Origin of the sequence: Promicromonospora sp. NPDC059942, assembly GCF_042731755.1 — a bacterium.
Taxonomy (GTDB): domain Bacteria; phylum Actinomycetota; class Actinomycetes; order Actinomycetales; family Cellulomonadaceae; genus Promicromonospora.
Genome location: NZ_JBHWLR010000009.1, coordinates 70,187 through 82,478 on the forward strand (window position 1 = coordinate 70,187; position 12,292 = coordinate 82,478).

Consider the following 12,292-nt stretch of genomic DNA (forward strand, 5'->3'; position numbering starts at 1 on the left):
GCCGAGCGCCGGAAGGCCCGCCGGCTACCCCTTCACGGCCCCGCCCAGGCCCGCCCCGCTGAGGAACAGGCGCTGGAACGCGAGGAACAGCGCGATGGGCAGCACGGTCGAGATCGCGAGCGCCGCGAGGAACACGTCGAGCTCCAGGTAGGGCGCGATCGCGGGCAGGCGGACGGACAGCGGCTGGTTGTCCGGGTCGGGCAGCACCAGCAGCGGCCAGAGGTAGTCCTTCCAGGCGGCGATCACGGCGAAGACCGAGACGACGCCGAGGATGGGCTTGGACATCGGCAGCACGACGGACCACAGCAGCCGGAAGGGTCCGGCGCCGTCGACCCGCGCGGCCTCGAAGACCTCGCGGGGCAGGCCGTCGAAGAACCGCTTGACGAGCAGCACGTTGAACGCGCTGGCGCCCATCGGCAGCCAGACCGCCCAGAACGTGTTGAGCAGGCTGATGTGCAGCAGCGGCACGTCGAGGATGGTGAGGTACAGCGGGACGAGCAGCACGACCGCCGGCACGAAGAGCGTCGCCAGCACCAGGCCGAAGACGAGGTTGCCGTACCGCGGTCGCAGCACGGACAGCACGTAGCCGCCCGTGGTCGCGACCAGGAGCTGGAAGAACCAGGCCCCGACCGCGAGGATCAGCGTGTTGACGAAGTAGTGGTCGATCTCCGCGCGGCCCCACGCGGTGGAGAGGTTGGCCCAGTCGATCCCGTTCGGGAAGAGGCCGAGCGGTTGGCGCAGGGTGTCCTGCGTCGGAGTGACGGCGGCCTTGGCGAGCCAGAGGATCGGCCCGAGCCCGGCGAGGACCAGGGTGACCAGGAGGCCGCCCTGGAGCACGCCGAGCGAGCCCCGTACGCTGGCCCGCCGCCGGTCGTGGGACGAGACGATGCCCCGCTCGGCGACGGCGGGTCCGGCACCCGGCCGGTTGTTTCCTGCCATGTCAGCTGCTCCAGGGTCGGGTCACGCGGAAGTAGATCGCGGACAGGACGGCCAGGACGCCGGCGAGCATGAGGCTCAGGGCGGTCGCGGCCCCGTAGTTGCCGCCGAGGCTGCTGCCGAACGCGTAGTCGTAGATCAGCATGAGGATGGTGAGGGTCGCGTTGTTGGGGCCGCCGCCGGTGAACAGGAACGGCTCCAGGAACACCTGGGACGTGCCGATGACCTGCAGGATCAGCGTGATGAACAGGACGCCGCGCAGCTGCGGCAGGGTCACGTGCCAGATCTTGCGCCACACGCCCGCGCCGTCCACCTCGGCCGCCTCGTAGAGCTCGGTGCGCACCCCGACGAGGGCGGCGAGGTAGATGATGACAGTGCCGCCGGCCGCGGCCCAGGTGGCTTCCAGCACCAGGGACGGCATGGCGCTGGACGCGTCCTGCAGCCAGGGGAACGGCCCGAGGCCCACCCAGCCGGCGATGGTGTTGAACACGCCGGAGGGCGAGGCGTCGTAGAAGAACTTCCACAGCAGCACGGCCACGACGGGCGGCACGACGACGGGCAGGTACGCGAGCGCCGAGAACAGGCCGCGCATGCGCCGCACCTCGCTCATCAGCACGGCGGCTGCCAGCGGCAGCGGGTAGCCGAACACCAGCGCGAGCAGCGCGAACCACAGGGTGTTGGCCACGGCCTTGCCCAGCAGCGGGTCCTGCAGCACGAACACGAAGTTGTCGAGCCCCACGAACTCGGGGGTCGAGATGAGGTTCGTCTGCTGGACGCTCATGACGAGCGCCCGGCCGATCGGGAACCAGGAGAACACCCCGAAGACCAGGATCATCGGCAGGGCGATGATCAGGGTGCTCAGGCCGCCGTCGCGCAGCCAGTCCCGGGGCGTGCGGCGGGCACGCGGCCGGGGTCCGGACGACGACGGCCGCGAGGCCGTCGTCGTCCGGAGCGGGCTGGACAGTGTCGTCATCGGCAGGTCAGCTGCGGTCGAGCAGTCCCTGGACCTGGGTCTGGGCGTCGGCGAGGAGCGCGTCGATGTCCGCGTTCTCGTCCGTCAGCACCGCCTGGACCACCGGGTCGAGCGCCGCGTACACGTCCTGGGTGGCGACGGCGGGCTCGGGGATGACGGGCTGGTCGAACATCTGGTCCGTCATCGGGGCGAAGTTCTCCAGCGGGACGTTGACGAGGTCCTTGATCCAGCCCTGCTGCTGCTCGTAGGTCTCGCGGTCGAAGATCGGCAGGGCGGGGGCGCCGACCGGCTGGTCGGTCTCCGAGGCGACCTCGGCCTCGGCGACCGCCTGCTCCTGGTCGGTCAGCTTGGAGATGTAGTAGAAGTCGATCCACTTCACGGCCGCCGCCTGCTCGGCCTCGGACGCCGCGGAGCTCACCGCGGCGAGGGTGCCGCCGCCGAGCGTGCCGGCGTCGTCGCCCTCCAGCGGCAGCACGGTCACGCCGTACTCGTCCGGGTTCATCTGGTTCTGCGTGAACAGGTTGGGGTAGTTGGCGCCGCCCGAGACGTACATGCCGATCTTGCCGGCGGCGAAGTCCTGGTTGATGGTGCCCCAGTCGTACAGGAAGCTGGAGCCCATGGAGTTGTCCTCCCAGCGCATCTCGCGGAGCATCTCCAGGGCCGCGACCGTGGCGTCGTTGTCGACGGTCGCGGTGATGTCGTCACCTTCGCCCTCGACCACGCGGCCGCCCAGCGCGTAGGTCTCCGTGGTCAGGATCCAGCCGCCGGTGTTGCTCTGGGTCATGTGGGCGTAGCCGGCCTGGCCGGTCTTGTCCGCGATCGTCTTGGCCGCCTCGCGCACCTCGTCCCAGGTGGCCGGGGGGTTGTCCGGGTCGAGGCCGGCCTCCTCGAAGAGCGCCCGGTTGTAGTGCAGGCCCTGGTTGTAGGCAGCGATCGGCACGGCCCACATGTTGCCCTCGGCGTCCTGGCCCGCGGCGGCGACGGTGGGGTTGAACTGGTCGGCGTACGGGAGCTCGGCCACGAGCTCATGGACGTCGGCGATCTGGCCGCGCTCGATGAGGGCCCGGCCGTCCGTGAACGGGATCGGGAAGACGTCGGGCAGCGTGCCGCCCGCGAGCTCGGCGGCGAACGTGGTGCCGGACCAGGTGAACTCCTTGGTCTCCACCTGGATGTCCGGGTTGGCCTCCTCGAACTGCGCGATGCGCTCGTCGAACGCGTCGATCGCGGGCTGCTCGAGGCCGGCGTCGATGGAGACCTCGATGGTCACCGGGCCCGTCGGCTCGTCGGAGGCGTCCGAGGACCCACCGCAGGCCGTGAGGGTTCCCGCGAGCGAGAGGACGCCCACCAGGGCGAACGCCGCGCGATTCTGTGCTGACTTCATTGTCACTCCTTGGTCGTGTGCCGCTGGGTCGGCACGTCTGGGGGTAGAGGTTGCTCTCGGCCGGACGCCGAGGATCAGGACGGCAGGCCGAGCCAGACAGCGATGTCCGGTCCGACGACGCCGTCGACGGGGCCGCTCGCCAGGAGCACCGTGGCCCCGGCGGGCAGGGGGACGGGGGTCGTCCCGAGGTTGGCGACGCAGGCAAAGCCGGCGCCGCGGGTGAAGGCGAGGACGTCGTCCCCGCCGAGGTCGAGCCACGCGAACTCGTCGGCGTGCAGCGCGGGGAGGCCGCGGCGCAGGTGCAGCGCGTGGCGGTACAGGCTGAGCATCGAGCCCGGGTCGGCGTCCTGGGCCTCGACCGAGAGGTCGGCCCAGCCGGCCGGCTGGGGCAGCCAGGGCGCCGCGCCGTCGTCGGGCCCGAAGCCCAGGCTCGCGCCCGTGCGTGCCCACGGCAGGGGGACGCGGCAGCCGTCGCGGCCCGGGTCCACCCCCTCGGAGCGGAAGTGCATGGGGTCCTGGATCAGCTCGCGCGGCACCTCGGCCTCGGGCAGGCCGAGCTCGTCGCCCTGGTAGACGTACAGGGCGCCCGGCAGCGCGGCGACCAGCAGGGACGCGGCCCGCGCGCGGCGGGTGCCGAGGTCCACGTCGGACGGCGTGCCGAACCGCTTGGCGGCGAAGTCGAAGGACGAGTCCTCGCGGCCGTACCGGGTCACGGGCCGCGTGACGTCGTGGTTGGAGAGCACCCACGTGGCCGGCGCGCCGACCGGGGCGTGCGCCTCGAGCGTGGTCCGGATCGACTCGCGCAGCTCCTTGGCGTCCCAGGGGCGCGCCATGAAGTCGAAGTTGAACGCGGTGTGCATCTCGTCCGGGCGCAGGTACTGCGCGAACCGCTCCTGGTCGGCAAGCCACACCTCGCCGACCAGCACGCGGGGCTCCGCGTAGTCGTCGGCGACGCGCCGCCAGCCGCGGTAGACGTCGTGGATCTCGTCGCGGTCCAGGTGCGGGTGCTCGCCGGGGCCGGGCGTCGCGGGGACCTCGCGCAGCTCCGGGTCCTTGATGATGAGCGCCGCCGAGTCGATCCGGATGCCGGCCGCGCCGCGGTCGAACCAGAACCGCAGCACGTCCTCGTGCTCCTGGCGCACGTCGGGGTGGTTCCAGTTGACGTCCGGCTGCTCGGGGGTGAACAGGTGGAGGTACCACTGGCCGGGCGTGCCGTCCGGGTTCGTGGTGCGGGTCCAGGTCTCGCCCTGGAAGCTGGAGACCCAGCCGGTAGGCATCTGCTCGCCGCCCGGGCCCTTGCCGTCGTGGAACCAGAACCGCTCCCGCTCGGGCGAGCCCGGCCCGGCCGCCAGCGCGGCCTGGAACCACTCGTGCTCCGAGGAGATGTGGTTGGGCACCACGTCGACGATCGTCCGGATGCCCACCTCGCGGGCCTCGGCGATCAGCGCCTCGGCGTCCGCCAGCGTGCCGAACGCCGGGTCGATCGTTCGGTAGTCGCGCACGTCGTAGCCGCCGTCCGCCAGGGGCGAGGCGTACCAGGGCGTGTACCAGATCGCGTCGACGCCGAGGTCGCGCAGGTACCCCAGACGCGAGCGGACGCCGGCGAGGTCACCGGTGCCGTCGCCGTTCCCGTCCGCGAAGCTGCGGGGGTAGATCTGGTAGATCACGGCGCTGCGCCACCAGTCGCTGGGGGCTGAGCGCGGTTCGAGGGGCGCGTCGGACGTCGTCGTCATGCCGTGAACCGTAAATCACGTGACAACGACCGCGCAAGAACTCGACAACAATTTGATTCAATTGTGACAACGCTCCGGGGTGACCGCTCAGTGGGCGGCCACCTTGGCCGAGGCGGTGGAGGCGCGCACCACGAGCTCCGGCTCGAAGAGCAGCTCGTCGCGCGGCACGTCGTTGCCGGCGATCAGCCCGGCCAGCAGGTCCACGGCGGCCCGGCCCATCGGCTCGATGGGCTGGCGCACGGTCGTCAGCGCCGGGTCGGTGGAGTTCATCAGCGCGGAGTCGTCGAAGCCCACGACCGACACGTCGGCCGGGCAGGACAGCCCGGCCCGGCGCACCGCCCGGATCGCACCGAGCGCCAGCGGGTCGCTGGCGCAGACGATCGCCGTGGCACCGGCCTCGATGAGGCGGTTGGCCGCGGCCTGGCCGCTCTCCAGGGAGTACTGCGAGTGCACGACCAGGCCGGGGTCGAGCTCCAGGCCCTGGCGCTCCGCGAACCGCTGGGCGGCGGCGAGCTTGCGCTCCGACGGCACGTGGTCGGCCGGGCCGAGCAGCAGGCCCACGCGCCGGTGCCCCATCGAGGTGACGTGGCCCATCGCCTGCTCCATCGCCACGAGGTCGTCGCAGGCCACGCGGGGGAACGCCAGGTCCTCGATCGAGGCGTTCATCAGCACCACCGGCAGCCCCAGGTCCTCCAGCCGCCGGTAGTGCGCGTGGTCGGCCTCCCGCTCGGCGTAGAAGCCGCCCGCGAAGATCACGCCCGAGACCTGCTGCTGGAGCAGCAGGTCGATGTACTCGGCCTCGGTCACGCCGCCGGCCGTCCGGGTGCACAGCACCGGGGTGAACCCCTGCTGGGCGAGCGCCCCGCCGATCACCTCGGCGAACGCGGGAAAGATCGGGTTGACGAGCTCCGGCAGGACCAGCCCGACGAGCTTGCCGCGGCTGCCCCGCAGCTTGGTGGGCCGCTCGTAGCCCAGCACGTCCAGGGCCGTGAGCACGGCGTCCCGCGTGCCCTGGGACACCCCGGGCTTCCCGTTGAGCACGCGACTGACCGTCGCCTCGCTCACGCCGACCTTCTTCGCAACATCCGCCAGCCGTCTCGACATGAGATCGATCCTAGCCACGACGAACGCAAATCGCTTGCAGTGGTTGCGCGGCTCTGCAAGCCGCTTGCGTAGTCCTTCGCCCTGCCTGGAGCCGTCCCCGAAACGCGTCAGACGCCCAGGTCCCCGGAGGGACCTGGGCGTCTGACAGGTGGGGCGCGCCGGGTCAGTGCGCCACGGCGACCTGACGCAGCTCGGTGGCGAGCTGCTCGTCCACCCGGCCGCGCAGGTGCGTGCCGGCGGCGACGTGCTCGGTGAGCTCGATGTCACCGTGCTCGTGCACCCGGTGCACCAGGTCGCCCCGCTCGTACGGGACCACCAGGTCGACGTGCACGCCGGGCCGCGGCAGCTCGGCCGCGATCCGGGCACGCAGCTCGGCGATCCCCTCGCCGGAGTGCGCGGAGACGACGGCGGTGTGCCGCTCGCGCCGCTGGATCCGGCCGACGACCGTCGGGTCGGCGACGTCGGCCTTGTTCAGCACCACGATCTCGTGGACGTTCTCGAACGCCGGGATCTCGGACAGCACCTCGCGGACCGCCGCGATCTGCCCCTCCGGATCCGGGTGGGACGCGTCGACCACGTGCAGCAGGATGTCGGCGTCGCCGACCTCCTCCAGCGTGGACCGGAACGCCTCGACGAGCTGGTGCGGGAGGTGCCGCACGAACCCGACCGTGTCGGTGAACGTGTAGACGCGGCCGTCCTCCGTCTTCGTCCGCCGGACCGTCGGGTCCAGCGTGGCGAACAGCGCGTTCTGCACCAGCACGCCCGCGCCGGTCAGCGCGTTGAGCAGCGACGACTTGCCGGCGTTGGTGTAGCCCGCGATCGCGACCGCGGGGATTGCGTTCCGCTTGCGGCTCAGCCGCTTGGTCTCGCGGGCCGGCTTCATCGCGACGATCTCGCGCCGCAGCTTGGCCATCCGGTCGCGGATGCGCCGCCGGTCCAGCTCGATCTTGGTCTCACCGGGACCGCGCGAGCCCATGCCGGCCCCCGCGCCGCCCACCTGGCCACCGGCCTGGCGGGACATCGACTCGCCCCAGCCGCGCAGGCGCGGCAGGAGGTACTCGAGCTGGGCGAGCTCGACCTGGGCCTTGCCCTCACGGGACTTCGCGTGCTGCGCGAAGATGTCCAGGATCAGGGCCGTGCGGTCGACGACCTTGACCTTCACCACGTCCTCCAGCGCACGGCGCTGGGACGGGGCGAGCTCGCTGTCGACGATCACGGTGTCGGCGCCGGTCGCCAGGACCACCTGGGCCAGCTCCAGCGCCTTGCCGGACCCGAGGTACGTGCCGGGGTCGGGCTTCTGCCGTCGCTGCAGCAGGCCGTCCAGCACCTGGGAGCCGGCGGTCTCGGCCAGCGCGGCGAGCTCGCGCAGCGAGATCTCCGCGTCGCGGGCCGCGTGCTCGCCGCCCGAGAACAGGCCGACGAGCACCACCTTCTCCAGGCGAAGCTGCCGGTACTCGACCTCGGTGACGTCCTCGAGCTCGGTCGACAGGCCGGCCACGCGACGCAGCGCGGTGCGCTCCTCGAGGTCCAGCTGGTCGCCGTCGGCCACGGTGTGCACCGTTCCGCCGTCGGCACGTGCGGTCCCCGCCCGAGCGAGAACCCGTGCCACGACATCGTTCGCGATCGCCTGGGCGTCTGCCTGGGCCGCGCGGAGTTCGGGCGTCTCCTCTGCGGGGAGCTCGGGCTCTGTCGGGGTGTGGGTCATGTATTACCTAACTCTCGATGGTTCGTGCTCGTTACAACAAGTTTCCCACGCCTGAAAGTCCCGCGGCTATGTCTTTCCCCAACCCGCTGCCGTGGCGATCGCGCCTGTGGATAACCAGCACGAGCCGACGGCGGCCGCTGAGACTGTGAGGACGACGACCACCACACGCAGGGGACGGTACGACCATGCCCGAAGAGACCGAGGGACCCGACCGGACGGGCCGCCCGTGGACCGACGAGGAGACCGTGCGAATCGTCGCCCTGGTGCGCGACGGCGCGGACGGGCACACGGTCATCGCCCGTTCCAGACGGAGCGGCCCCTCGGTGGTGAGCCGCATGCGGCGGATGCTGCCCCTGGAGCACCGCTCGTGCCCTACCGACATGGTCGTTCCCGCCCTGCGCGGCCACCTGCGCGACCCGGACTACGACTGGCGGGCGACGATGCTCCTGACGCCGCCCCCGCGGCCGGTGGTCCGCTCCCCCGACATCGTGCGGACCGGCGTGGCCGGGCTGGCGGACGGCGACCTCGTCGGCATCGCGCACAGCGTCCTGCTCGACGACCGGGCGGCCACCGCCGGCCTGCGGGAGCGCCTCGTCGCCGAGGTCCGGGAGCGCGGGCTCGGCCGGGAGGTCGTCGCCGCCCACGAGACCTACCTGACGACGCTCCGGGAGCCGGTCGGGATCCGGGACCTCGACGAGTGGGTCCACCGTTGGTCCGACGCGGTGGGTCTCGGCGTGAGCCGGTTCCCGGACTACCCGCCGTGGGGGTGACGCGGCGCTGGTGGGCCGGGGGCGTGGCCGGCGGTTGCGGCGCCGGCGGCGGTTCAGAAGTCGAGCCGCATGACCCGACGCCGCTTGGTCGGCCGGCTGACCTCCGTCAGGCCCGCCGCCGCGAACGGCCCGGGCGTGCCCACGTTGACCTCGCCCCAGGTGATCTGCTGCCCCGGGTCCGGGACGATGGGGTAGCCCTCGACCGCCTGCGCGCCGCGCTCGCGCGCGTGCTCGACGGCGGCCGCCGCGAGCCCGTACATCAGGCCCTGCTTGCGGTAGCCCACACGCACGGCGAAGCACGTGACGGCCCACACGCCGGCGTCGTCCTTGTCCTCGTGCCGGCCCGCCCACGGGACCTGGCTGCCGCGGTAGCGGACGAACTCGGTCCGGGGCGCCACCGCGACCCAGCCGGCCGGCTCGCCGTCGACGTAGCCGAGCAGGGCGCCCGAGGTCGGCGCCTCCGGCGGCGGGTCGAGCTGCTCCCGCAGCGTGTGCTCGCGCTCCTCGACCGGCATGTACCACCAGGCGCGGTCGCCCAGCCGGATGCGCTGGCACTGGCAGTGGTGGGCGCCGCCGCGCGTGCCGAACACCGTCTGCACGTCGTCCCACCGCTCCACGGTGGCCTCGGCGATCTCCATGCCCGCAGGCTGGCACCGGTCGCCACGGGCGGCAACCGCCTAGGATCGTCCGGTGTCCAGCGACCACTACTTCACCGCACAGCCCGCCTCGGACGACGAGCGCCGCACCAGGACCGTCCGCCTCGCCGGCCGCACGCTGGAGGTCGAGGTGGCGGCCGGCGTCTTCTCCCCCGGCGGGCTCGACAAGGGCACCGCGGTGCTGCTGGACCACGTGCCCGCGCCCCCGGCCACGGGCGACCTGCTCGACCTGGGCTGCGGGTGGGGACCCATCACGATCAGCCTGGCGCTGGCGGCGCCGGAGGCCACGGTCTGGGCGGTCGACGTCAACGAGCGCGCGCTCGACCTGGTGCGGCGCAACGCCGAGCGGCTGGGTCTGGAGAACGTCCGGGCGGCCCTGCCCGACGACGTGCCCGACGACGTGCGGTTCGCCGCCTGCTGGTCCAACCCGCCGATCCGGGTGGGCAAGGAGGCGCTGCACGAGCTGCTGACGCGCTGGCTGCCCCGGCTGGAGCCGGACGCGGCGGCCTGGCTCGTGGTGCAGAAGAACCTGGGTTCCGACTCACTGGCCCGCTGGATCACCGAGTCGCTGGGGCTCCCGGTCGAGCGGACGACATCGTCCAAGGGCTTCCGGGTGCTCCGCGTGACGGACTGACGCGACCACATGTTTGTCGATCGGTAGATCAGAACCATGTCCAGCGGTCGACCAGAAAGTTGTCCATCGGTAGACCAGTCGGTCGTCATCACGGCAGGCGAGCACGCCTACCGACGCCGCGACGGGATCGCGGTCGTGCCGGCGGCACTGCTCGGAGGATAGCCGGGCTCGGCCGCAGCCCTCTCACCTGGTCTGTAGCGTCACCCTGAGTCAGAGCGAGACGCTGCCCGAGTAGACCAGCTCCGCCGGGCCCGCGAGCTCGACGTTGCCGCCCGGCAGCACGCGCACGCGCACCTCGCCGCCCGGCACCTCGACGATCCACGTGTCGGGGGCGCCGGCGCCGGACGAGCCGCCCTGCCAGGTCCGCACCGCGAGCGCCGCCGCGCAGGCACCGGTGCCGCAGGACGGCGTCTCGCCCACCCCGCGCTCGTGCACGCGCATGCGCAGGCGCCCGACGACGCCGTCGGGCCCCTCCTCCTCGCCCAGCGGCACCACGAGCTCGACGTTGGTGCCGTGCGGCGGCACGGGCGCGACCTCGGGGGCGTGGAAGAGCTCCAGCGAGGCGAGCTCCTCGACGCTCGCGAGGGCGACGACGGTGTGCGGGTTGCCGAGGTCGACACTCAGGGCGGGCCGGGGCGCCGTCCAGCCGCGCACCGCCACCGCGGCGTCGTAGCCGTCGGCCGCCGCGGACTCGCCGCCGGGCAGGAACCAGCGGCCCATGTCGACGGCGTACCAGCCGTTCGCCTCCTTGGTCACGCGCTTGACGCCGGCGCGCGTACCGAGGCTGAGCGGGCCGGCGGACAGGTCGGCGAGGCCCTCCTGCTCGGCGAACGCGGCGAAGACGCGCACGCCGTTGCCGCACATCTCGGCCACGGAGCCGTCGGCGTTGCGGTAGTCCATGAACCACTCGGCCGTTGGGTCCTGCGCGAGGGCCGCCTGGGCGGCCTCCTCGCCCGCGCTCGCGAGGGCAGCGGTGGGCGCGAGGCGGATCACGCCGTCGCCGCCGATCCCGGCGCGGCGGCCGGCGAGCCGGCGCACGTCGGCGGGCGTCAGGTCGAGCAGCCCCTGCGGGTCCGCGATCAGCACGAAGTCGTTCTGCGTGCCGTGGCCCTTGGTGAAAGCGAGGGTCCCGGGGGTCGGGACGGAGGGCACGGGGCTGGTCGCGGGCTGCGTCATGACCCCAGGCTACGGCGCACCGGCTCGGTCCCGGCAACCGCCAAGGTCCCGGCGTCGGCGGCGGCCACGACAGCGAGGGCGTCGTCCAGCAGGTGGGGCGAGGCGGCGTCGAGCCAGTGCACGCGCGGGTCGCGGCCGAACCAGCCCATCTGCTTGCGCGCGAGGCGCCGCGTGTTCGCGGTGACGGCCTCCCTGGCCTCGGCCTCGGTGGACTCGCCGCGCCACCAGGCGAGCACCTCGGCGTAGCCGACGGCGCGCGCGGCGGTGACGCCGAGCCCGGTCCCTGTGCCGCCCTGCTCCGGGCTCGCCAGGCCGCGCACCTCCTCGACCAGGCCGCCGTCCCACATCCGGTCGACGCGGCTCCCGACCCGCGCGTCGAGCACCTCGCGCGAGCAGTCCAGCCCGATCTGCACCGCGGGACGCACGTACTCCTGGCGCGGCAGGTTGGCCGTGTAGGGGAGCCCGGTGATCTCGATGACCTCCAGCGCCCGCACGATGCGGCGGGTGTTGTGCGGCCCGATGCTCTCGGCGGCCAGTGGGTCCAGCCGCGCCAGCTCGGCGTGCAGGGCGCGGCGCCCCTCGGTCTCGGCCCGCGTCTCGAGCCGCTCCCGGACGGCCGGGTCCGTCCCGGGGAAGTCCATCTGGTCCAGCAGCGCTCGCACGTACAGGCCCGAGCCGCCGACGACGACGGCGCGCGCGCCCCGGCCTGCGATCGCGTCCAGGTCGGCGCGCGCGGCCTGCTGGTAGCGCGCCACCGACGCGTCCTGCGTCGGGTCCAGCACGTCGAGCTGGTGGTGCACGATCCCCCGCCGCTCGGCCGGCGGGACCTTGGCGGTGCCGACGTCCATGCCGCGGTAGAGCTGGAAGGCGTCGGCGTTCACGATCTCGCCCGCCACGGCGCCGGGCGCGACACCGGGCGCAGCGCCCAGCGCCTCGGCCAGGTCGAGCGCGAGGTCCGACTTCCCGGTGGCGGTGGGGCCCACGACGGCGACGACTATCACCGGGCAACCTTACGGGCGGGTGGCGCCGAGGACGACAGCGCGGCGGGCCCCACCGGACGCGGCGGTTCGGCTGCCCCCTGACGCCGGGCCCACGCGGTCGGCAGTTTGCCCCGCAGAGTCGGCAGTCTGTGTCGGGGGGGGGGGGGGAGGGGGTCGAACCCCCCACACACCACCCCCCCCCCCCAAAACCACCCCAACCACCAAGAAAGGACGCCCCCCCCCC

The 12,292-nt window shown here is 73.0% G+C and carries 11 protein-coding genes; 2 read left to right on the plus strand and 9 right to left on the minus strand.

Going from position 1 to position 12,292, the window contains the following annotated elements:
- Nucleotides 1–24: 24 nt before the first annotated feature.
- The 6 genes from ACFV9Q_RS16030 to hflX form a co-directional block, all read right to left on the minus strand.
- Nucleotides 25–939 (minus strand): carbohydrate ABC transporter permease, encoded by a 915-nt coding sequence (locus ACFV9Q_RS16030; protein ID WP_377235225.1) that lies wholly within the window; start codon nucleotides 937–939, stop codon nucleotides 25–27.
- Nucleotide 940: 1 nt separating this feature from the next.
- Nucleotides 941–1,909, minus strand: coding sequence for a carbohydrate ABC transporter permease (locus ACFV9Q_RS16035; protein WP_377235226.1), 969 nt, complete (start codon nucleotides 1,907–1,909; stop codon nucleotides 941–943).
- 7 nt (nucleotides 1,910–1,916) lie between these two features.
- Nucleotides 1,917–3,290: an ABC transporter substrate-binding protein gene (locus tag ACFV9Q_RS16040; protein WP_377235227.1), complete on the minus strand. Its 1,374-nt coding sequence runs from the start codon at nucleotides 3,288–3,290 to the stop codon at nucleotides 1,917–1,919.
- 74 nt (nucleotides 3,291–3,364) lie between these two features.
- On the minus strand, nucleotides 3,365–5,023 hold the full coding sequence (locus ACFV9Q_RS16045; RefSeq protein WP_377235228.1) for a glycoside hydrolase family 13 protein: 1,659 nt from the start codon (nucleotides 5,021–5,023) through the stop codon (nucleotides 3,365–3,367).
- Nucleotides 5,024–5,110: 87 nt separating this feature from the next.
- Entirely contained in the window at nucleotides 5,111–6,127 is a 1,017-nt protein-coding gene (locus ACFV9Q_RS16050; RefSeq protein WP_377232360.1) for a LacI family DNA-binding transcriptional regulator, read from the minus strand.
- Nucleotides 6,128–6,290: 163 nt separating this feature from the next.
- Nucleotides 6,291–7,832 carry a GTPase HflX gene (gene hflX / locus ACFV9Q_RS16055; RefSeq protein ID WP_377232169.1) on the minus strand — a complete coding sequence of 514 codons (1,542 nt, stop codon included), beginning with the start codon at nucleotides 7,830–7,832 and terminating at the stop codon, nucleotides 6,291–6,293.
- A gap of 185 nt (nucleotides 7,833–8,017) precedes the next feature.
- On the opposite strand from hflX, the gene ACFV9Q_RS16060 reads away from it, so the two are divergent.
- Nucleotides 8,018–8,602 carry a hypothetical protein gene (locus ACFV9Q_RS16060; protein ID WP_377235229.1) on the plus strand — a complete coding sequence of 195 codons (585 nt, stop codon included), beginning with the start codon at nucleotides 8,018–8,020 and terminating at the stop codon, nucleotides 8,600–8,602.
- A 53-nt stretch (nucleotides 8,603–8,655) separates the two neighbouring features.
- On the opposite strand, the gene ACFV9Q_RS16065 is transcribed toward ACFV9Q_RS16060, so the two are convergent.
- Nucleotides 8,656–9,240 carry a GNAT family N-acetyltransferase gene (locus ACFV9Q_RS16065; RefSeq protein WP_377235230.1) on the minus strand — a complete coding sequence of 195 codons (585 nt, stop codon included), beginning with the start codon at nucleotides 9,238–9,240 and terminating at the stop codon, nucleotides 8,656–8,658.
- A gap of 52 nt (nucleotides 9,241–9,292) precedes the next feature.
- On the opposite strand from ACFV9Q_RS16065, the gene ACFV9Q_RS16070 reads away from it, so the two are divergent.
- Nucleotides 9,293–9,892, plus strand: a complete 600-nt coding sequence (locus ACFV9Q_RS16070; protein ID WP_377235231.1) for a class I SAM-dependent methyltransferase — start codon at nucleotides 9,293–9,295, stop codon at nucleotides 9,890–9,892.
- A gap of 210 nt (nucleotides 9,893–10,102) precedes the next feature.
- Here the strand turns inward: ACFV9Q_RS16070 and dapF are convergent, their stop codons facing one another.
- Together dapF and miaA are read right to left on the minus strand one after the other, a co-directional pair.
- Entirely contained in the window at nucleotides 10,103–11,068 is a 966-nt protein-coding gene (gene dapF / locus ACFV9Q_RS16075) for a diaminopimelate epimerase (protein ID WP_377235232.1), read from the minus strand.
- The gene (gene miaA / locus ACFV9Q_RS16080) at nucleotides 11,065–12,069 is read right to left on the minus strand and encodes a tRNA (adenosine(37)-N6)-dimethylallyltransferase MiaA (protein WP_377235233.1); all 1,005 of its coding nucleotides are present in this window, start codon (nucleotides 12,067–12,069) and stop codon (nucleotides 11,065–11,067) included. Before miaA ends, dapF begins: the two co-directional genes overlap by 4 nt.
- Nucleotides 12,070–12,292 lie beyond the last annotated feature (223 nt).

Coding starts and splice junctions, on each gene's coding strand:
- ACFV9Q_RS16040 (WP_377235227.1), bottom strand. CDS start 3,290: ATGAAGTCAGCACAGAATCGCGCGGCGTTCGCCCTGGTGGGCGTCCTC.
- ACFV9Q_RS16050 (WP_377232360.1), bottom strand. CDS start 6,127: ATGTCGAGACGGCTGGCGGATGTTGCGAAGAAGGTCGGCGTGAGCGAG.
- hflX (WP_377232169.1), bottom strand. CDS start 7,832: ATGACCCACACCCCGACAGAGCCCGAGCTCCCCGCAGAGGAGACGCCC.
- ACFV9Q_RS16045 (WP_377235228.1), bottom strand. CDS start 5,023: ATGACGACGACGTCCGACGCGCCCCTCGAACCGCGCTCAGCCCCCAGC.
- ACFV9Q_RS16030 (WP_377235225.1), bottom strand. CDS start 939: ATGGCAGGAAACAACCGGCCGGGTGCCGGACCCGCCGTCGCCGAGCGG.
- ACFV9Q_RS16035 (WP_377235226.1), bottom strand. CDS start 1,909: ATGACGACACTGTCCAGCCCGCTCCGGACGACGACGGCCTCGCGGCCG.
- ACFV9Q_RS16065 (WP_377235230.1), bottom strand. CDS start 9,240: ATGGAGATCGCCGAGGCCACCGTGGAGCGGTGGGACGACGTGCAGACG.
- ACFV9Q_RS16060 (WP_377235229.1), top strand. CDS start 8,018: ATGCCCGAAGAGACCGAGGGACCCGACCGGACGGGCCGCCCGTGGACC.
- dapF (WP_377235232.1), bottom strand. CDS start 11,068: ATGACGCAGCCCGCGACCAGCCCCGTGCCCTCCGTCCCGACCCCCGGG.